This window comes from Pantoea sp. S-LA4, assembly GCF_054482835.1.
This window is the reverse complement of record NZ_JBTLRC010000001.1, coordinates 34397-53713: the sequence shown is the minus strand read 5'-3', so window position 1 is coordinate 53713 and position 19317 is coordinate 34397. Positions and strand designations below refer to the sequence as shown.

Sequence of the window (19317 nt, the reverse complement as noted above, 5' to 3'; positions counted from 1 at the left end):
GAGTCGCTTCGCTCCGCTCCTTTTGCCGGTTCCCGTCCTTTTGCCGGAAACCGGCAGGGATAAAGTGCCGTGCCCTCACTGTAGCCGGGCCGCTTCGCCTGCAAGGTAAGCTTCGCCGTCCTGCTCACCCGTTCCCCGCCGTGCGCGGGACATTCAGTCCGCTTCGGCGGCGCGTGCGGCTTGCGCGTCCGCCCCTGCCTGCTCCGCTTTACGCCCGTCTTTGTGGTGGTCACGGCACCACAGGGGTGCCCCCTGACACTGAGGAGCATAACTATGTCCCGATTCATGCGTGGCGATAGCGTAGAGATCATGGTCGGCTTTCCGGATAACAGCATCGACTTCATTCTGACCGACCCCCCATACCTTGTCGGCTTTAAAGACCGCTCCGGCCGTTCGATCGCGGGCGACGTAAACGACGAGTGGGTGCTGCCGGCCAGCCAGCAAATGTTCCGCGTGCTCAAAAACAACAGCCTGGCGGTAAGCTTCTACGGCTGGAACCGCGTGGACGTCTTTATGCAGGCGTGGAAATCCGCGGGCTTCCGCGTCGTCGGGCACCTCGTCTTCACCAAAACCTACGCTTCGAAATCGGCGTTTGTCGGTTATCAGCATGAAAACGCCTACCTGCTGGCCAAAGGGCGCCCGCCGCTGCCGGCGAAGCCATTACCCGACGTGATGCCCTGGCAGTACACGGGCAACCGGAACCATCCGACCGAAAAGCCGGTGAGCGTGTTGCAGCCGCTTATCGAAACCTTCACGAAGCCCGGGGATTTAATTCTGGACCCGTTTGCCGGTTCCGGTTCGACCTGCGTTGCCGCGGACCAGTGCGGCCGCCGCTGGATTGGGATCGAACTGCTTGAGGAGTACCACGCCGCCGGGCTTCGCCGCCTGGGTGAACTGCGCGCCGCCCGTGCCGCATAACGTATTTCCTGTAACCGGACCATAAGGACAGCACCATGACAGACCAGCCACTTAACATTGAATACATCCAGCTTACCGACGACATTAACGACCTGGAGGAATCGCTTTACGAGTTTCACCTGCGGTTACGGGACATGACAAAACGCCATCTTTTCCGCGGCGCGGCGCCGGCGCAGAAAATGGCCGGGATGCTGATCGAGCAGATAGATACCGAACTGGTGGCGCTGTACCGGCGCGCTGCCGAGATGCGCGGCCACCTGAAATAACGGACAAGGCGGTTATTTTATGACCGCCTGCTGTCTGTACGCAGATACTGCGGCCGCTGCGCTTTTGTCCACAGGATTACTGACCGGATATGCACCCGGGCTGTGGACAGAATGAAATAAGGATGTTGCTGCGCGCCGCTATATTCCGCCATACGGCGGGACAGGGCAGAAAACCCGATCCGTGTGTGCTGCGGCCGGTGCCGTGACTTCACTTTAGCCCGGCCGCTGCGTGTTCAAGAGATCGCTTCGCTCGCCATCCTCGCCCGTTCGCACTCGCTCCGCCGTGCTTACTTCCGTCGCGCCGCCGCTCAGAAATTCGCGCCTGCGCCGTGCGTAATCCCGTCTCCCGCTCGCTTGCGCTGCGGCCTGCGGTGTCGCTCCTGAACACTCCGCTTTCCGCCGGGCTGTCATTCAGTCACGGCACAGGCCGGAACTGAGACAACTTTGACTGCGGAGGATTTCTTATGACATTTAGCGGACCAGCGGTATACGTCGGGACTTACCATAAATATAACTGCGGCAGCATTTTCGGGAAGTGGTTTGATCTCACTGACTTTGAGGAAAAGACCGAGTTTCACGACGCGTGTCGCGAACTCCACGCCTCTGAAGAAGATCCTGAATTTATGTTTCAGGACTGGGAGGGCATTCCGTCTAAATTCGTGTCTGAATCCTTTATCGACTGGGATTTCATCGCGGCGTGGAAGCGGGCGAAAGAAGAGGGCAGGGAAGACGCCTTTGCTGCATGGGCGGATTATTCCGGCGGGTGCGATTTCGACGCATTTGATGATGCGTACAGGGGGAAGGCGGAAAGTGAGGAAGATTATGCGTATGAGCATATTGAAGACTGCGGCCTGCTGAATGACGTTCCGGAGCCGCTGCGCTCTTATTTCGACTATGAAGCCTATGCCCGTGACCTGTTCAGCAGCGGGTATGTGCTGCACGACGGCTTTGTATTCAGCAACTGATGATGCCGGCAGGGGAAGCCCTGCCGAAAAGGAAAAAAAATGAAATTGTCACCGCAAACCCGCGACATCCTTCGCCAGTATAAAACCCTTGTGAATGCGCAGCGTCGATCCAACGGCCTGAGATAGTTGAGGACGGAGGAAATCATGGATGAAATCTGTTATTTCATGACCTGTCAGAGTGCCGTTTACATCGGTGGCCACTTTATTATGCAGGGCGGAAAAGGGTAATCAGCACAGTCAGGCGGTTCCGGCCGCCTGTCAGCGCGCCTGAAAACCTTCGCCTGCGGCGGCGGGGCGGAAGAACGTGCGCCTGACGGCGCAGCCACCGCTCCGCCTTTGATTACGTGATTAATCAAACCGGCTTTCGCTGCCATTTTTTCAGAATTTTTCAGCATAGTCTGCACGCAGTGCTTCCGGTTTCACCCGTTGCTTGCAGACAGTTTTTTGTCTCACCGGGCGTCCTGTCGGCTGTCATGCTTCGCACAGAGCCGGCAGGCCGTCTCTGCCCGGCCCCGTTCCGGGGCAGCGGGTTTCCATCCTGACGCAACACCTTCCGCTCGCAGCAGCCGTTCCGGCTGCGCCGCTCAGTCTCGCCGTAAACGGCGCTCCCTGCATCCCGCCACCACACACGGCGGGATGTAAGGGGCAACGCTGTTTCGCGCCCGCGCGTCACACCGTTGCGGCGGGTTCCTGCTTTCCTCATGGGTTGTTTCGCCCGTCTGAGTCCTTTCGCCGGGGCTGAGACAAGCACAAACCGCCTGGCTGTCCAGGGACGGCTGGAGCCTCTCGCCGGAAAATTTTTTATGTGGCCAAAAATTTATCCGCTCGCTCCCGGACATCTGCGCCGGCCCGTGCTCGTTACGCCCTTTGCGGCGAACGGCTCTCAAACGGGTGAAGGTTACAACCTGGGGAGAAAGCAGCAGTTCCCCGCAAAACGTCAAGACCGCGGCCCCGGCAACTCAACGGGTGATGGTTTTAAGGGCAAACACAATCAGGAGATTTCAGTGGAACAGCCAGCAGTTGTGCGCTTACCGGATGACACCTATACGCGTGAGCAGGCGACGGCAGTCGCCGCGCAGTACATCAATGTTGCCATCGAGGACGATCAGGGTACGCATTTTCGCCTTGTCGTGCGCAAGGACGGCGATTTGGTCTGGCGGGCATGGAATTTTGAATCAAACGCGGGTTACTGGCTGAACCGTTATATCGGTGATTACGGTATTCGCAAAGCGCAGTAAGCAGTGAAAAGGTGCCCTGCGGAGCAGCAACTCTGCAGGGCGAGACAGTCATTAATCTAACGAGGTATCAACGATGTCAGTAGCCAATGTTAAAGCAAAAGCCCCTAAAAAAACCAGCGCTAAAAAAGTGACCGACGCCGAACAGGAGGCGGTAAAAGCGGCGCTTGAAGCCGCGCCGGTTGAATACGCGCCCCTGTCAGTGTTCGTGATGTCGCTGCTTAATGCCCGCACCATCCCGTATTCAACGGAAAGCATTGAAAGCATGGCGGCAACCATTAAGTCGGTCGGCCTGTTGCAGAATCTGGTCGCCCACGAACTGCCGGACGGCGAACTGGCGGTGGCCGCAGGCGGCAAACGCCTTACCGCCCTGAATCTTCTGCTCTCACAGCAGTTTCTGACCCCCGATTACCCGGTGCCGTTCAAGCGCGTTTCCCCGGAAATGGCCGCGCTGGTTTCCTACATCGAGAATGCGCAGCGCAGCGATATGCATGCGGCAGAGCAGATTGCCAGCTTCGGTGCCCTGGCTTATCAGGGCAAAGCCCCCGAGCAGATTGGTGCAGAGCTGGGCTACAGCACTCGTCACGTTCAGCGCATGCTGAAACTCGCAAACCTTGCGCCGTCACTGCTTAAATTGCTGGCAGACGATCAGCTGACGGTTGAGCAGTGCCAGACGCTTTGCCTCGAAGACGATCAGGCCCGTCAGGTGCGTGTCTATGAAGAGGTGAAAACCTCCTGGCCTAACCTGCCGGTCACCATGTTAAGAAAACTCATTACCGATAAAGAAATCTCGATCACGGATAAGCGCTTTCTTTTCGTGGGTCGTGAGACGTATGAGGCAGCAGGCGGTGTCGTGCGCGAAGACCTGTTCAGTCAGCAGGAAGGTGAGGGAACGGCTGACTCAGTGCTGCTGGAAACCCTGACCGTGCAGAAGCTGACCGCAATGGCGCTGGACATTCAGAAAAGTGAAGGCTGGAAATGGAGTATGGGCCAGCTGAGTTCACTTTATCCGCACAGGGATGCGCTGATGTATCAGCTGACTGACGAGCCGGAGCCTGTGTACATCGGTGATGAAGAAAGCCGCATCGATGATTTGTACAAGGTAGCCGACGAGTGCGCACAAAGCGCCGACGACGATGGCTACAGCGCCGCCAGCGATGCAATTGAAATCATCGAAAAAGCAGCACTGGTTCGTGCCTGGACCCCGGAAATTCGCGCCATGTCGGGCGTGGTGGTCGGGTTCGATAAATACGGTGAACTCTGTGTGCAGCGCGGCGTTGTGCGTATTGCCGATCTGCAGGGCGAAGAAAGCAGCGAAACAGAGCAGGGCGCAGAGTCTGCCGTACCTCATATCAGCCCAATCAACGTGGCTAAAAAGCCGGATGCGGCTGAGGGTATCAGTCTGCCGCTTCTCACAAAAATGTCCTCTGAGCGCACTCTTGCCGTGCAGGCTGCGCTGATGCAGCAGCAGAAAAAGGCGGTTGCCCTGCTGGTCTGGCAGCTTTGCACTGATGTCTTCACCTCCGGCTCACATTATGGCAACCCGTTTGGCATCCGCGTGACCGTGCCGCACTACAGCCTGACGCAGAATGCCCCGTCCGGTGACAAAGGCCCGGGCTTTACTGCCCTGATGCAGGAAAAGACCCGTCTGGAAGCCCTGCTGCCGCAGGGATGGAATAAAGACTTCACCACCTTCTTCGATCTGAGCGGTGAAACGCTTATGTCACTGATGGCGTTCTGTGTCGCCTGCTCGGTTGACGGGGTACAGACGCGTGAATATCAGCGCACCTCTGACAGCCGCCTGGACTCACTGGAAAACGCCATCGGCTTCCACATGCGTGACTGGTGGCAACCCACAAAGGCGAACTTCTTCGCTGACCTGAAGCATACACAAATTATCGATGCGCTGACTGAGGCCGGGTTTAAAGGCGCGGCTGCTGACGCGGCGAAAATGAAGAAGGGGGATGCTGCTGAACTGGCTGAGGGAAAAATGCGTGATACGCGCTGGGTGCCAGCCTGGATGAAAGGGCAGGAGCCTGAAACGACCGGCGGGGCCGGATCTGCTGAGGCTGACAGCGACACTGACAACAACGATCCCGCTCACGCGGCCTGATAAGGAGCGCCGCCCTTCGGGGCGGCATGGAGACAAACATGAAAAATAACAATGCTCTGAATCTGACCGTGCTGACCGGTATGCACCCCTGCGAATTTGAGGAGTGGCGCGAAAGAGGCGAGAACGATCGCCATATTCTGACCAGCGCTGTCGCGCAGCTGCTGCACGTGCCAGCGGGCTGGAATGTCAACGGGGAATACCGTGGCGAATTTGGCGGATTCTTTCCGGTTCAGCTGCGCTACACGCCGCCCGGAGAGGCGTTCAGTCTCTGCGTATGCAGTCCGGGAGACGTGTCCGGGGAGTGGCTGATTGTACTCGTGTCAGCTGACGGTAACTGCGTGCGCGAGGTGCTCAGGCTGACGCCGTTCGACCCGCAGCGCATCAGCGACCTGATCGCCGCAGCGGCGCAGGCATCCCTGCTGGAACACTGCGCAGCCGGCATGGCGGAATATCTTGCAGAAGGAGAATTCGCATGATCCCGGTCAGCCGTTCACTGGTTCCGCTTTCACCTGCACGCCGTGCAGCGATGCAGGCCATCGCCTTCGTTGAAAACAGGCACGAACGTAACGTGTACTGTGCAGACTATCCATATGCACACGCCTTTTTCCGCCTTCTCAGGGGCAGCAGGCGGGTAACCCTGAAAGAAATCCGCTTTTTCCGTCCCTCGATGCTTGAGGCCGAATTCAGGGGTAACAGACAGTCATGGCTGGCAGCGATTGACCGGATGATTGCCAGTGCCGGTGAGGACTGCCCGCATCCGCTGAGCAGTTATGACGTTCACGATCTGTTTCCGGGATGGCGGTTTCAGGGCACCGAGCGGCAGCGGCGAAAAACGGAGCTGCGCGATGAGAAGTATTCCCGCCAGTATCGCCGGGAAAGAGAGGAGAAAACGCGGATTCATCAGGCGGTAAAAGGGCAGGCAGAGATTGACCTGGCGTTCCACACGCCAGCCAGTGTCAGTAGCTGGATATCACGCTGGTCTGACTCGCAACTGCATCATACCGAGCTGGAGATCATGTTTTATCGGTGGAGTGAGAGATTCCCTTCACTGAAATCTCTGGAGCGCTGGGAAATGGCAGGCCAGCCGTTATGGAGACTGGGGGCTGAGGCCGGGTTCCTGTCAGAGGAATCGACTGCGATGACGCAGGAGCTGGAATGCTGGATGGTACCAAACAAGCTGGTGTTCAGGGCGGTGGCGGTATGAGCCGGGGCGATTACAGCACTGAACTGAAAACGGCACGGAGTCATGGCCTCCTTCGGCTCCCCGGCTTTGCCGGGTCGTCAGTCCTACTGCGCTAACCGGCTTTGCCGGTAAGCTCCGCCGAACCCCTTCGGGTTTCGGACATAGGGCCTGATGGCTGAGGTCAAAAGCTGCAACCGGCTGTCGCCGGTGCTTCAACCGGGCGCGCTGCGCCCTTTAAGGGCGTCACGCCGTTCCGTCGTGACGACTGTGTTCATGCTCATCCCTGTGCTGTCACCCTTTTCCGGCTGGTACGGAGCGGAGGGCTTTTCGTAGCACAGTCATCCGTTCGCCCACTAGGGGTACGCTTCGCCGTTCCTCGCCCGTTCGCACTCGCCAGAAAGACGGCTCGCTTGCGCTGCGGCCTGCGGTGACGCCCCGTGTTCGCCCGTCTGCCGGTGCTACTTATGCCCTTCGCCGCTCCATACCAACCGAAACAGGGTTTTAGTAACCATCAGAGGAGAACCAGCATGAACACACAGAACGTCAAAACCGCCGCAACCAAAACCACCGAAACCTGGGCTGAAGGTCAAAACACTAATTACTACCTGGGAGATCGTTTTGCCAGCGCAGAGGGGTACGCCGAAGAAGCTCGGAATTACTGGCTGAATCGTGAGGCGGCGGCGGTAAAAGCGCCTGCGGAGATCGACGTACACAGCTTTCACGATGCGCTGGGGACACTCTATCCGCTGAACTGGGCATGCAGTGAGAACGGGAACTGTGAAACGTTCATGTTTGCAGAAATGTACTGCGGTGAGGTAACGGACATTTACGCCCGTATCGGGGTGCGTTACTTCCGCCTGCGTAATTACAACCACATGACCCACGCCCAAATCATAGCGAGCGTTAAGGAGGCATTTGAACTGAACCAGAAATGAAAAAAGCAGGCATAAGCCTGCTCATTCACCGCCGGAACCACGCTACCAACGAACGTTCCGGCGCTATCAAACTTAACGGAGATAAACCCATGCAATTCGACCCGCAAATCGTGTCACAGGCGAGAGTATTTGTAAATGCGCTTCGCGAAGGAAAAAGCGCCCGCGTTCCAGCGATGAAGCTGAAAAACTGGCCGAAGTTTATGAAACTGGTACACGCTGGCCTCAGCATGGCGTGATGTGAAAAGCCGCTCCTGACCGGGGCGGCTGTTAAAGGAACAGATTCATGTCACAGATAAGTTTTGCGGATTTTTTTGACCAGGCACAGGACGCGGCACCGGTTGTTCAGCGTCCTTTACCGGCACTGCCTGTAAGTCTGCCTGCGGTTTCCCCACCCGTGTTAAGCCTTGCCGCGGCGAGAAGACAGTTTATCAGCGTCTTCCATGAGACAGCGTATAACCTGCGCCGCTGGGAGGTGTTCAGCGATTTCATTATCCTGGCGGCCAGTGAACTGGATATCGCCCGGATCAGAACGCCGGAAAGCATTGAACGCTGCCGGAAAATCAGCGAACGCTACAGCGCCGCCGACATGCGCAATATGCACGAACTGTTCGCGCTGATGGTATGTGCGCTTCAGGCTCAGTTTCATGATTTTCTGGGCGCTGTTTTTATGGAGCTTGAGCTGGGCGACGATCGCCAGGGGCAATATTTTACGCCTTACAATGTCCAGTCAATGATGGCACGCCTGCTGATGCCCGGCGTGATTGATACCATCCGGCGGGAAGGGATGTTTACCCTGTCAGAGCCGACCTGCGGAGCCGGGGGAATGGTGATCGCTTACGCAGAGTGCCTGATCGAAGCCGGGCTTAACCCTTCCGTTCAGATGTTCGTCAGTTGCATTGATATCGATCCTGTCGCGGCGGATATGGCGTTTATACAGCTTTCCCTGCTGGGCATTGCAGCCGAGGTTGTTACCGGAAATACACTGACGCTTGAGTTTAACCGGGTGCGCTATACACCGGCTTATTATCTCAATGATTTTGAAGAACGGCTTGAAAGCCAGCGCCGGATCAAGGCGATGCTGGCTTTTATCAGGGCAATGTAGGCAACGGATAAAACAGCAGGGAACAGCATGGCAGGGAAGCCGGAATTACGGAGTGGTATAGGGTGCATGAGTCATGCAGAAATTGCACAATATACGAAATTTCGTATAATGAGGGGATGATGCGTAAGAAAATCAGTTTTATTGACAGCAGTCTTGAGGATTTACGGGCTTTCCCGGAAGAGGCCCGCACCGCGTCAGGGTATCAGCTTGACCTGGTGCAGCAGGGACTGGAGCCGGACGACTGGAAGCCATTTGCTTCAGTCGGTCAGGGAGCACGTGAAATACGCATCCGGGGTAATGACGGCATTTTCCGGATCATGTATGTCGCCAAATTTGAAGAGGCCGTGTATGTGCTGCACTGCTTCCAGAAAAAGACACAGAAGACCAGCCAGAGTGACGTGGAACTTGCCCGGAATCGTTATCGCAGACTGGCAGAGGAGCGAAAAAAATGAATATTCAGACTTTTGATAATGTGTGGGACGCGATCAGCGAAACGCCAGAACAGGCAGGAAATATGAAACTCCGCGCCGAGTTAGTGAGCCGCCTGAATAGCTGGATTAAACGTAATGGCCTGAATCAGGCCACTGCCGCCGCTGCGCTGGGCGTATCACAGCCAAGAGTGTCCGAGCTGGCAGGAGGCAAAATTAACTGCTTCTCGATTGATAAGCTGGTCAGCATGATGGCTCATGCCGGACTGCACATAACCAATATTGAGATAAGCGAACCAGAGGCAGCGTGAGCTGCCTTTTTGCCCCGCGCAAACTGCCAGGGCGGTAGCCCCTGCGGGGCAGGATAAACCCGGTGCTGACGCACCGGTTATACCCTTTCACCTGACCTTCTTCATCCCTTCCCATCTGATGCTGATAGCTTGCTGTTTCTGATAACCGGGCTGATTCTGCCACTGCCACTGCCACTGCCACTGCCACTGCCACTGCCACTGCCACTGCCGGGACATGGCCACCTTCGGCTCCCCGGCGTTGCCGGGTCGTCAGTCCTACTGCGCTAACCGGCTTTGCCGGTAAGCTCCGCCGAACCCCTCCGGGTTTCGGACATAGGGCCTGATGGCTGAGGTCAAGGGCTGCAACCGGCTGTCGCCGGTGCTTCAACCGGGCGCGCTGCGCCCTTTAAGGGCGTCACGCCGTTCCGTCGTGACGACTGTGTTCATGCTCATCCCTGTGCTGTCACCCTTTTCCGGCTGGTACGGAGCGGAGGGCTTTTCGTAGCACAGTCATCCGTTCGCCCACTAGGGGTACGCTTCGCCGTTCCTCGCCCGTTCGCACTCGCCAGAAAGACGGCTCGCTTGCGCTGCGGCCTGCGGTGACGCCCCGTGTTCGCCCGTCTGCCGGTGCTACTTATGCCCTTCGCCGCTCCATACCAACCGAAACAGGGTTTTAGTAACCATCAGAGGAGAACCAGCATGAACACACAGAACGTCAAAACCGCCGCAACCAAAACCACCGAAACCTGGGTAAAACAAAACTTCGACGTGCATCTGTCGATGCGCACAAATCGCCGGGTTAGTCTGGCGAAGCTGGAAGGCGATCTGATGAAGCACCGTGCTATGCAGAAACTGGGCGTTGATACTGAGGAGTTTTTCGATGACCTGCAGCTGGCAGTTGCGTGCATAACCACAATGATTGACAGGGGAGACATCGTCACACCGTCCGGGTATGAGCTGGCGTCGTCCGTGCGGTCTCTGGCTATGGAACTGTATCCTGAAGCGTGGGAAGCCGTGGATGGTCCTGATCTGCCGGAACTGGCATGGCTGCAGGCCGATGCTCCCGGATGTCGTGAGGCTGAGCGTCAGTTATATATTGAGAGTGCCCGTCCTTTTGGCGTCACCGTATACGGCTGCATGGAGTTCCATGAGGATGATCGAAATCTTGGCACGTACTGGCAGGATGGGGCAGTTTGCCTGGGCCGTGCTGATTCCATCACGGAGGCAATGGAGTTGCTGGTTCAGGCTGATCTGAACAATGACTGGCAACTGAGCGACTACGATGCACTAAGCTTTCAGCCGAAGGTCGTCACGATCACCGACCTTGCACATCGAGTTGTGCTGCGCGGCAATGCCAGTAAGCTGGAATGGACTGTACCTGAAACCGATCCGGCGGAACTTGAACGGATCGCTGAACAGAAAGCGGCACTGCTGAGCCAGGCTGCATTCGAGTCAGGCTGGGATAACTTTGGTACTGCCCGCAGCTTACGCAGCGAGGCCGACTTACTCAACCTCAACGCCGTTCACGCCGTATGGCGGAACGATCCGGAAGTGGCTAAAGCTCTGAGGGAGTACCGGCATCCGTCAAAACGCCTCGATGAAACAGAAATCATGGAAAATATGGAATTTTAGTCCATCGCATGACTGGCGCTGCCTGGAATGCACTGAGCACCAGGCAGCACGTCCATGCTGGCGCGAAAGTAACAGGAGCTCCCCATGGTAAATAACACTGCACCCGATGTAAGACTGCCTGCGGCATTTTCGCAGCCTGAATCATTGAAAATCGCTGACATCGGCTGTCTGGCTAGTCTCATGCAGCAGGATAGCTACGATGGTGCAGCCATCGCATCCGCCGCAGCGGCCATTAAGACATTCGCCAGTAGCACTGGACTGGACAATGAAAATGACCTGGCTTCAACAGCGATGACCGATCTTCTCGCCAACCTCATGCACCTCTGCAACGCGGCTGACCTGCCGTTTATAGAGCTGTTGCGCCGCGCCGGTGAACATTTCGAAAATGAAACCGGAAGCTGAATCCGTGCCGTGCAGGGCGCAAAGACTGCAGGCCTTACAGGCCAGGCAAAACCCGGTGCTGACGCACCGGCTATACCCCTCCGCGTTCTCTGTAGTCTGCCAGTCATGCCGGGTGTCTCTCTGCTGTCTGTATGACAGCTCCGGTTGTGGCAATCATTCTGCGATTACTGCCTTTACTGACTAAACATCAACTTCAGGGGCCGGGACATGGCCACCTTCGGCTCCCCGGCGTTGCCGGGTCGTCAGTCCTACTGCGCTAACCGGCTTTGCCGGTAAGCTCCGCCGAACCCCTCCGGGTTTCGGACATAGGGCCTGATGGCTGAGGTCAAGGGCTGCAACCGGCTGTCGCCGGTGCTTCAACCGGGCGCGCTGCGCCCTTTAAGGGCGTCACGCCGTTCCGTCGTGACGACTGTGTTCATGCTCATCCCTGTGCTGTCACCCTTTTCCGGCTGGTACGGAGCGGAGGGCTTTTCGTAGCACAGTCATCCGTTCGCCCACTAGGGGTACGCTTCGCCGTTCCTCGCCCGTTCGCACTCGCCAGAAAGACGGCTCGCTTGCGCTGCGGCCTGCGGTGACGCCCCGTGTTCGCCCGTCTGCCGGTGCTACTTATGCCCTTCGCCGCTCCATACCAACCGAAACAGGGTTTTAGTAACCATCAGAGGAGAACCAGCATGAACACACAGAACGTCAAAACCGCCGCAACCAAAACCACCGAAACCGGGGCTGAAGGGCTAAACATCAACGGCCTTGATCCGGCACTGGCTCAGAGCCTGGATTATCTCAGATTATTGAAGTCGGAGAGCATGACCAAGGAAGAACGTTTTGAACTTCTCACAGGCACGCTGAGGAATATGGCTGAAGAGGTCTGCAACACGGTTACTGACTGGTCGCGCCCGCGCCCGATGATCCCGCTGGCGTCATTTAAAGCGTGGATTGAGGCGGAACACATTGCGCACGGCTATCCAGACGGAATAGGCGATGCAGCATGGGGATACGCAAGCAATGAACTGGCTTTGATTCTCAAAGCCGGATACGCCATGCATAAAGCGGATATTGCCTGATGAGCGAAGTACAGATGTAAAAAAAGCAGAGTTTCCTCTGCTTTCTTCACCGCCGGTATTTACGAGATACCGGCAACATCAAAACCAGAATCTGGAGAGATATATGATTTTTGACATGCAAATCGTCGCACATGCCATCGCGATTGTAAACGCCATGCGCAGCGGCCAGCTGGCACATTTAACAGCAATGCTGTTTTCACAGTGGATGCAGGTAGCGCGTCAGGTGGAGAAGCAGCAATGAGCCAGATTATTGAGCATCCACATTCCACAGCATTCACCAGCCCGATCCAGCAGGACGATATCACCAGAGTGATGGGCAAATACTGCCTTATTCGCCTGGATAATGGTGCAGAGTCCTTCTGGCACAATGGCCATTATGTCTGCGAGGCAAACGGTGCATATGGTGAAACGGGTGTGTCAGACATTGCCAGGCTGACCGCACGGGCGGGTGGTCATTCGTTACGGTGTATCGAGCTGCCGGTGCCTGATGGCGAGTGGTGCTGGGGTGATATAGCGGAAACACTGGCTCGCAGTGCCCTGAGTGAAACGGTACGCGCCTCCTGTATCGTGACGGGCTGCATAACAGCGCAGGGCAGGGGGGGTCACTTCTGCAATCATCCGCTGCTGAGCGGTGACAACTCGAATCTGTGGTTTCCGATTGGCGACAAGGAAGACTGGTTTGCGGCTGTGGAACGGATTCTGATCATGAACGGTTTAGCCGAAAATCTCACCAGTCTTTCACCGCTTCGTGACGGACCAGAATACATGGACTGGAAAGCGACCTATAACAGGAAGGTCATAATCTAGAGTGCTAAGGCCGGTTTACACCGGCCATTCTGGCCATGAGCGGGGTGCTGAACCGCGAAAAAACCAAGCAGGCCTTACAGGCCAGGCAAAACCCGGTGCTGACGCACCGGCTTTCCCCTTCCGCGCGCTCTGTAGTCTGCCAGTGATGCCGTGTGTCTCATTGCTGTCCGGATGGTTTTGCCGGTAATGCCGCTTCTGGTGCTATGGCTGCCTTTACTGACTAAACATCAACTTCAGGGGCCGGGACATGGCCACCTTCGGCTCCCCGGCGTTGCCGGGTCGTCAGTCCTACTGCGCTAACCGGCTTTGCCGGTAAGCTCCGCCGAACCCCTTCGGGTTTCGGACATAGGGCCTGATGGCTGAGGTCAAGGGCTGCAACCGGCTGTCGCCGGTGCGTTCACTGGCCCCAAAATCGGGGCCGCTGAAGACCGGACCGGCAAAGGGCCGCCGTCCGGTGCTGTGCCCTGTTCATCTCCCGCGTTCTGTTTCGTTTCCTGAATCCCTCGCCGTGCAGAAATCTGGCACACGGGCGCCTTCGCGCAAGGGACGCAAGCTAAACGGCTGCACCCGGTCCCTTCGGGCTGCGGCTTTGCCGTTTCCCTCTGCGCTCAGCCTGATCCCCGTGCGCCCGTTCTGCCCTCACGGCGAGGAACTCAGAGAAACATCGAATAAACCACACGGGAGACACAACATGTCAAAGCTGAACGTCAACACCCCGGCTTCAGAATCTAAAGAATCATCTTCTTTAACGGCAAAACCATCAGAAGAAATCAGCTATGAAGCTATCCGCCGTGCATTACGTCGCAGTCTATTTTTCAAGGATCATCCGCAGTTCAATGTGAACACCGCGGCGCTGCGTAGCGATTTTGCTATGAATCTGGAGTATCTGACGGCGGCAACCTTTACGCGCGAAGAGGCAGATTTTAATACGGGAAAATTCCGCTCAGGAATCGAGATGTTGCTGATTAACGCGCATGAAAAACTGCAGATCACGGTTTTTGTTTATCCTCCAGCGGCAGGCTCTGCACCGAAAACCTATGAAACCCGGATCGTGCATTCAGCTAATCCGATTGGTGAAGAAGAGTATGCGGAAAATACCGAATACCAGACTACTAACGTTTACAAAGCCGCAGGTGAGCTGAATGTTGCGGCGCTTGATCTGTTCTGGTCTGAGCATGAAGGGCTGATTAAATATGCGAAGCAAAACCTGCCCCGGACTAACGAATACAGCCCATTCTGCCACTGGCAATTTTCGCACCTGAGAGGATGAAAACACACTCCCCTGCAGCGCTCTGCAGGGGAGTGAGATATCTGATATTCAGCTAATCGCTGGCCGCTATATAAGCTTTCTGTTTGAAAGCTTACACTATTTCTTTATGAGGTAATTAATTATGGTCCGTTTTTCTTCCCGCTATGCAGCCCCCACTGCTATCCGTAAAAACAGCCCGCTGAATAATGATGAGCTGATGCGCATTGTTCCGAGCGCATTTTCAGCCGAAAAGCATGATTCACGCTCTGAGCGTTATACCTATATTCCGACCATTACACTGCTGGATAAACTGCGTGAAGAAGGGTTCGAACCTTTTTATGCCAGCCAGTCGCGCGTCCGCGACCCGGAAAGACGCGAATTTACCAAACACATGATCCGACTGCGCCGGGGAAATAATAACAGCGGCGAAGAGGTGCCGGAAATCGTATTACTGAACAGCCATGACGGCTCCAGCAGTTATAAAATGATCCCCGGTATTTTCCGGCAGGTCTGCACGAATGGCCTGGTGTGCTGGAAATCGTTTGGTGAAATCAGCGTGCCACACAAGGGGGATATTGTATCGCAGGTTATTGAAGGTGCTTATGAGGTGCTGGGCGTATTCGATAAGGTGGAAAATAATATCAGCATGATGAAATCCATTCAGGTTAATAGTGAAGAACGCCGCCTGCTGGGCCAGCTGGCGCTGGAATATAAATATGACGGCAAAGAGCCGCCGGTGTCAGCTGAGCGTATTATTAAGCCACGCGCCTGGTATGACAAAGGCACCGACCTGTGGACCGCGTTTAATATCGTGCAGGAGAACCTAATCAAGGGGGGATTGCTCGGCAGAACGGCGAAGGGAAAAAGAACCACGACCCGGGCAGTCACAGGTATCGACGGCGATATAAAGCTGAATCAGGCGCTGTGGAAGATGGCGGAGGAGTTCGCAAAACTCAAATCATGAAAATAACCCCGGCATGCCGGGGTTATTTTTTGTCAGGCATTACGTCCGCAGCTAAGAAATTTTCAGGCGCGGGCGTTTTCTTATTCTGCTTCGCCATTGCGGTGTAAACCTCATCCCGTGCAATGAGCACGCGGTAAATACTCTTGATGATTGCAGCATATTCACGACGCTGTTTGATCAGCTTCGGACTCGGGCCGGTGTTGTACATCCCGACGCTGTCCCAGTTTCTGCCATACTGTCTGAAATTTCGCGCCTCGATCCACGCACCGGTATAAATGCAGATGCACGGATCTTTCAGCAGCCTTTCCCGCGTAATATCAAACTTTCTCAGCTGATTAAAGTGAGAGCTGTTTATCTGCATATTGCAGACATCATGCGTGCCGCCGCTGCTTTTCGTATTCAGCGCATTATTACGCATGCGTGATTCCTGAATGGAATGTGCCATCAGGAGACGCGGATCAATACCGAAATCCTGACCGGCTTTTGTGAAACACATTTCCGGCGCAGCCTGCGCGCTGAATACAGCGGCAAGCGCGAGAGCAGCCAATAATTTCATTCTGATAATCTCACGTACGTGCGCGTAAAGCGCCAGGCGGGTTCGAGTGGAAAATACCCGCTCAGATCATCGCTTGCAAGATAATTCGTTACAGACGCGCACGTTGCGCTGGCGGGTAGGTGACGAACCCCGTCAGGGATATAAAGAATTCAGCAGGATAGCGTTATTTACCAAGCCGCTCTTCGGGGGTAAGATTTCATCACACCCCACGCAAGATTTTATCTTGCTGTTTTTTTATTTAAAATCAGAGCGTTACTGGAAATGTGTTATTGGGTTTAGCTCGTATGTCCCTGTTTTATCGTAGGTTACTACGACAAGATAGTGTCATGTCCTACGACATGATATCGTAGGTTTCTACTACCTGTTGTCATAGCTTGCTACGATGTTATATCGTAGGAGTGTTGATAATTAGTTCAATCATAGTGTTGCATATCGTACAGTGTCACACCCTACGACATGGTGGTGTCGCTTACGACTACCTGTATAAGACTCAAATTGCATGCACATTAGTGCTTCATAGAGCTGAAAGCGATGAAGGGTCGGACAGGAGAGCATGACGCAAATTGGTAAAGTTATTATAAAAACCTAAATAATACGTTCAGGAGAAGAATTAATGGGAAGAATGGGTATCTACGTCAAAGATAAAATTGAAAAGGAAATCAGGGATATTTATCTTCTGGACATACAGAATGGAGCAAGTCCTGCTGAGGTCAGTCTTTCCTCCACATGTAATGAACTTCTCAGGTTAGGCCTGATTATGCACAAAGCTAAAAACACAGAAGATACGTTTAATCAGCGTGAGTTTAATCGTGAGCTGCTTCGTAAAGTTAGCGGCAGTAAAGAAGGCATAATGATATTACTGACGATGATGACTGAGCTTTATGTCAACTCAACGGGAGGCGGGGGGACGGAGCGTATTGATTCCATGTTGAGCCAGTACCTTACTGAAATAGACAACTCAGAAAGCGATGCAGATAACAGGCACTTCGTTAAACCAGACGAGAGCGAGTAATGGAAAAGAAGTCCGGGCACGGCGGACTTCTTTCAGGATAATTAAGACTCTTTATCAATTACAGTTACCGGTACTCTGATCATAAAGGTTGAGCCTTTATTGATTTGCGAACGTGCACTGATATTCCCCTTCATTGTTTTGAGATAACTTTTAACAATTGACAGTCCCAGGCCCAGACCTTGTCGGGTTTGACTCTCAGCGCCCTGATTGAATGGTTGGAAAAGTAGATTGAGTTTTTTAGTATCAAACCCGCATCCTGTGTCACTGACTCTTAAAAATAAGTACGACTTAGCCACTCTAAGTCGCACTTTAATCAACCCGGAATGAGTGTTTTTATTCGCGTTGTCAATAATGTTATGGATTATTGATATGATTTTTTGTTTATCAGCATTGATGAGAATGTTCTGCGGATATATGTTACATTCTATTTTATTGGCATTGCTTTCATTGTAGAGAGATAAGCCAGCATTTAAAGCATCTTCAATATAAAAGCTTAGGTTATTAACACCAATATTACCGATCTCGATTTTAGAAAACTCGAGTATTTCTTTTGTCTGCTGATAAAGCTTATTAGAATGATAAGTGATTTTAGCAAGGTATTTTTCAGAATTTAAAACATCCCCCCTCACATTGATCATATCAGAAGATAACTGGATTTTCTGAATAGAGCCTGATAGCTCATGATATATGGCTGAGATGAAGATATTTTTTCCTTTAATCGCTGAGTTTAGTTTTACGATATGCACCCAGAGTAAAATGATTAAAGTAAAAAGAAGGAAAATGCAAAAAAGTGCTGCAAGCTCTGTGTATGAGGAGTTATCCAGTATCAATGACTTTATTGTGTTGAAGTTTCTGATTTGGATTTTATAAATAATTTCTTGCAGGTTAATGAGCGTAGGCTGCATCTTATTCATTTGCTCTAAGAGTACATCCTTCCTTTTTGAGGGCGGTGTGGATTCATTAAGCCTGCTTAGTTCAGCGCTTTGCTTCTCAAGGAGGTTAAGTGCACTAAGGAAATCGGGCTCATAATAAAATGAGTTTATGCGTAATGATTTGTTTTTAAGAATTCTGACTTTAGAGTCAAAAACAGACTTCTTTGTTTTGAAATTGTCCGGGGTTTCTGTCTGGTAAACAGATGTTCGGGTTCTTTCAAATGCCAGGAAGAGGATTTCAGCCGTCGAGTAGTTATCAAGGTTTGGCTCAATACTTTTATACTGATTTTTGATTTCATTGAATTTCTGAACAGTAAAAAAAACTGAACCTGAAAAAAAAAGTGTCAGTACTAAGCCAAGTACGACGGGAACAACCCTTCGTTTCATTTGATAACCTCAATCCTGTTTATTTGCCAGACAGTTTTGGCATTCACTTCCAGTTTGTTCAGTTCTGGATGCTCATCTCTGGGGTAGATTATGGCAAAAGGCCCCAGGTCAGAAACCGGGATCAGTTGGCCATTTTTCCGGTATGCCAGCATGACGTGATATTTTAAAAGTTCTCCCACTGGCAGGGTGTAGCTGTAGTCATCAAGGGCATAGACTCTCAGAGATGATGCCTTAATCGAGTATTTTGATAGCAGCTCTGTGAAGGTCACGCCCTCAAAAGTAGCTTTGGGCGTGAAATTCGTAGCTGTAGTTATTGAAGTGACTGGTAGCTTGACCAGATCCTCAGTAGAGACGGTAATTTCTTTACTGCCGTCTGCCAGAACAAAGGAGTCAGCATACGCTGCTTTGGCCGAGATCACAGAGAACAGAAGAGCTGTGAGTAACTTCATTTAGTCATTTTCCTTTTCTTCATAATCAACTGTCCATATTCATCATGACCGCAACTATGCCAGCCTCTCGCTTGATAGAAGCGAGCAGCTGATGAGTGTTCGTCAGTGGTCAGTTCAATTTCAGTGTCTCCCTGTTCAAAAAACCACGCAGTGATTTTTTCAAGTATCGCTCCCCCGACTCCCTGCCCCTGGTACTCTGGCCGTACAAACAGACCACCTATCAACGCATGGGGTATATGAATGCCGAGGCCATAACCCACATAGCTACCGTCAATCTTGCAGATCCATCCACCACCCTGAGCAACGTCAGCCAGAATTACTTCTCTCTGCAGATACTCAATCTGATGGGCATGGACAAAGTTTTCGGTAACAGAAAACCTTATGTCGTACATTTCTTTTATATGTTCAGCTGTTAATTTAATTAATTCCAT

General features: G+C 53.5%; 25 protein-coding genes and 1 pseudogene. 21 read left to right on the top strand and 5 right to left on the bottom strand.

Going from position 1 to position 19317, the window contains the following annotated elements; all coding sequences use genetic code 11:
* Positions 1–273: 273 nt before the first annotated feature.
* The 13 genes and pseudogenes from ACX3P5_RS00315 (at position 274) to ACX3P5_RS00255 (ending at position 9456) form a co-directional block, all read left to right on the top strand.
* On the top strand, positions 274–918 hold the full coding sequence (locus tag ACX3P5_RS00315; RefSeq protein WP_424996901.1) for a DNA methyltransferase: 645 nt from the start codon (positions 274–276) through the stop codon (positions 916–918).
* A 35-nt stretch (positions 919–953) separates the two neighbouring features.
* Positions 954–1184, top strand: coding sequence for a hypothetical protein (locus ACX3P5_RS00310; protein ID WP_458968152.1), 231 nt, complete (start codon positions 954–956; stop codon positions 1182–1184).
* 464 nt (positions 1185–1648) lie between these two features.
* Positions 1649–2149, top strand: a complete 501-nt coding sequence (locus tag ACX3P5_RS00305) for an antirestriction protein ArdA (RefSeq protein WP_458968151.1) — start codon at positions 1649–1651, stop codon at positions 2147–2149.
* Positions 2150–2188: 39 nt separating this feature from the next.
* A pseudogene (locus tag ACX3P5_RS00300) lies at positions 2189–2377 on the top strand (hypothetical protein).
* Between the two features lie 776 nt (positions 2378–3153).
* Positions 3154–3387 carry a DUF905 domain-containing protein gene (locus ACX3P5_RS00295; protein ID WP_187495345.1) on the top strand — a complete coding sequence of 78 codons (234 nt, stop codon included), beginning with the start codon at positions 3154–3156 and terminating at the stop codon, positions 3385–3387.
* 73 nt (positions 3388–3460) lie between these two features.
* Complete coding sequence (locus ACX3P5_RS00290) at positions 3461–5497, top strand: ParB/RepB/Spo0J family partition protein (protein WP_458968150.1); 2037 nt, start codon at positions 3461–3463, stop codon at positions 5495–5497.
* Positions 5498–5535: 38 nt separating this feature from the next.
* The gene (gene psiB, locus ACX3P5_RS00285) at positions 5536–5973 is read left to right on the top strand and encodes a conjugation system SOS inhibitor PsiB (protein WP_061060485.1); all 438 of its coding nucleotides are present in this window, start codon (positions 5536–5538) and stop codon (positions 5971–5973) included.
* On the top strand, positions 5970–6701 hold the full coding sequence (locus tag ACX3P5_RS00280; protein ID WP_458968149.1) for a plasmid SOS inhibition protein A: 732 nt from the start codon (positions 5970–5972) through the stop codon (positions 6699–6701). The genes psiB and ACX3P5_RS00280 overlap by 4 nt, the downstream gene beginning before the upstream one ends.
* 584 nt (positions 6702–7285) lie before the next feature.
* Entirely contained in the window at positions 7286–7615 is a 330-nt protein-coding gene (locus tag ACX3P5_RS00275) for a hypothetical protein (protein WP_191923884.1), read from the top strand.
* A gap of 89 nt (positions 7616–7704) precedes the next feature.
* Positions 7705–7851, top strand: coding sequence for a hypothetical protein (locus ACX3P5_RS00270; RefSeq protein WP_033774359.1), 147 nt, complete (start codon positions 7705–7707; stop codon positions 7849–7851).
* 47 nt (positions 7852–7898) lie between these two features.
* Positions 7899–8717 carry an N-6 DNA methylase gene (locus ACX3P5_RS00265; RefSeq protein ID WP_191923881.1) on the top strand — a complete coding sequence of 273 codons (819 nt, stop codon included), beginning with the start codon at positions 7899–7901 and terminating at the stop codon, positions 8715–8717.
* Between the two features lie 119 nt (positions 8718–8836).
* Entirely contained in the window at positions 8837–9169 is a 333-nt protein-coding gene (locus ACX3P5_RS00260; protein WP_033774357.1) for a type II toxin-antitoxin system RelE/ParE family toxin, read from the top strand.
* Entirely contained in the window at positions 9166–9456 is a 291-nt protein-coding gene (locus tag ACX3P5_RS00255; protein WP_425048463.1) for a helix-turn-helix domain-containing protein, read from the top strand. Before ACX3P5_RS00260 ends, ACX3P5_RS00255 begins: the two co-directional genes overlap by 4 nt.
* Positions 9457–9543: 87 nt before the next feature.
* Here ACX3P5_RS00255 and ACX3P5_RS00250 read toward each other — a convergent pair whose 3' ends face one another.
* The gene (locus tag ACX3P5_RS00250; protein ID WP_458968148.1) at positions 9544–9678 is read right to left on the bottom strand and encodes a hypothetical protein; all 135 of its coding nucleotides are present in this window, start codon (positions 9676–9678) and stop codon (positions 9544–9546) included.
* A gap of 456 nt (positions 9679–10134) precedes the next feature.
* Between ACX3P5_RS00250 and ACX3P5_RS00245 the strand changes: the two genes are divergently transcribed.
* From ACX3P5_RS00245 to ACX3P5_RS00215, 7 genes are all read left to right on the top strand, one after another.
* Complete coding sequence (locus ACX3P5_RS00245; protein ID WP_458968147.1) at positions 10135–11067, top strand: hypothetical protein; 933 nt, start codon at positions 10135–10137, stop codon at positions 11065–11067.
* Between the two features lie 84 nt (positions 11068–11151).
* Positions 11152–11469 carry a hypothetical protein gene (locus ACX3P5_RS00240; RefSeq protein WP_377798314.1) on the top strand — a complete coding sequence of 106 codons (318 nt, stop codon included), beginning with the start codon at positions 11152–11154 and terminating at the stop codon, positions 11467–11469.
* 671 nt (positions 11470–12140) lie between these two features.
* Complete coding sequence (locus ACX3P5_RS00235; protein ID WP_425048464.1) at positions 12141–12530, top strand: hypothetical protein; 390 nt, start codon at positions 12141–12143, stop codon at positions 12528–12530.
* Positions 12531–12633: 103 nt separating this feature from the next.
* Entirely contained in the window at positions 12634–12771 is a 138-nt protein-coding gene (locus tag ACX3P5_RS00230; RefSeq protein ID WP_264353597.1) for a succinate dehydrogenase flavoprotein subunit, read from the top strand.
* On the top strand, positions 12768–13337 hold the full coding sequence (locus ACX3P5_RS00225; RefSeq protein WP_377798232.1) for a hypothetical protein: 570 nt from the start codon (positions 12768–12770) through the stop codon (positions 13335–13337). Before ACX3P5_RS00230 ends, ACX3P5_RS00225 begins: the two co-directional genes overlap by 4 nt.
* Positions 13338–13692: 355 nt before the next feature.
* Entirely contained in the window at positions 13693–14607 is a 915-nt protein-coding gene (locus ACX3P5_RS00220) for a hypothetical protein (RefSeq protein ID WP_458968146.1), read from the top strand.
* Between the two features lie 121 nt (positions 14608–14728).
* Positions 14729–15550 (top strand): DUF932 domain-containing protein, encoded by an 822-nt coding sequence (locus ACX3P5_RS00215; protein WP_425042487.1) that lies wholly within the window; start codon positions 14729–14731, stop codon positions 15548–15550.
* 22 nt (positions 15551–15572) lie between these two features.
* On the opposite strand, the gene ACX3P5_RS00210 is transcribed toward ACX3P5_RS00215, so the two are convergent.
* Positions 15573–16106: a lytic transglycosylase domain-containing protein gene (locus tag ACX3P5_RS00210; RefSeq protein ID WP_424996886.1), complete on the bottom strand. Its 534-nt coding sequence runs from the start codon at positions 16104–16106 to the stop codon at positions 15573–15575.
* Between the two features lie 613 nt (positions 16107–16719).
* Here ACX3P5_RS00210 and ACX3P5_RS00205 point away from each other — a divergent pair.
* A complete protein-coding gene (locus ACX3P5_RS00205) occupies positions 16720–17118 on the top strand; it encodes a relaxosome protein TraM (protein ID WP_458968145.1) in 399 nt (132 codons plus the stop codon).
* A 41-nt stretch (positions 17119–17159) separates the two neighbouring features.
* Here the strand turns inward: ACX3P5_RS00205 and ACX3P5_RS00200 are convergent, their stop codons facing one another.
* From ACX3P5_RS00200 to ACX3P5_RS00190, 3 genes are read right to left on the bottom strand one after another with little or no spacing between them, the layout of a single operon-like run.
* Positions 17160–18437 carry a sensor histidine kinase gene (locus ACX3P5_RS00200; protein WP_458968144.1) on the bottom strand — a complete coding sequence of 426 codons (1278 nt, stop codon included), beginning with the start codon at positions 18435–18437 and terminating at the stop codon, positions 17160–17162.
* On the bottom strand, positions 18434–18886 hold the full coding sequence (locus ACX3P5_RS00195; RefSeq protein ID WP_033774307.1) for a putative pterin-binding protein: 453 nt from the start codon (positions 18884–18886) through the stop codon (positions 18434–18436). The genes ACX3P5_RS00200 and ACX3P5_RS00195 overlap by 4 nt, the downstream gene beginning before the upstream one ends.
* Positions 18883–19317 carry a GNAT family N-acetyltransferase gene (locus tag ACX3P5_RS00190; protein WP_235765173.1) on the bottom strand — a complete coding sequence of 145 codons (435 nt, stop codon included), beginning with the start codon at positions 19315–19317 and terminating at the stop codon, positions 18883–18885. Before ACX3P5_RS00190 ends, ACX3P5_RS00195 begins: the two co-directional genes overlap by 4 nt.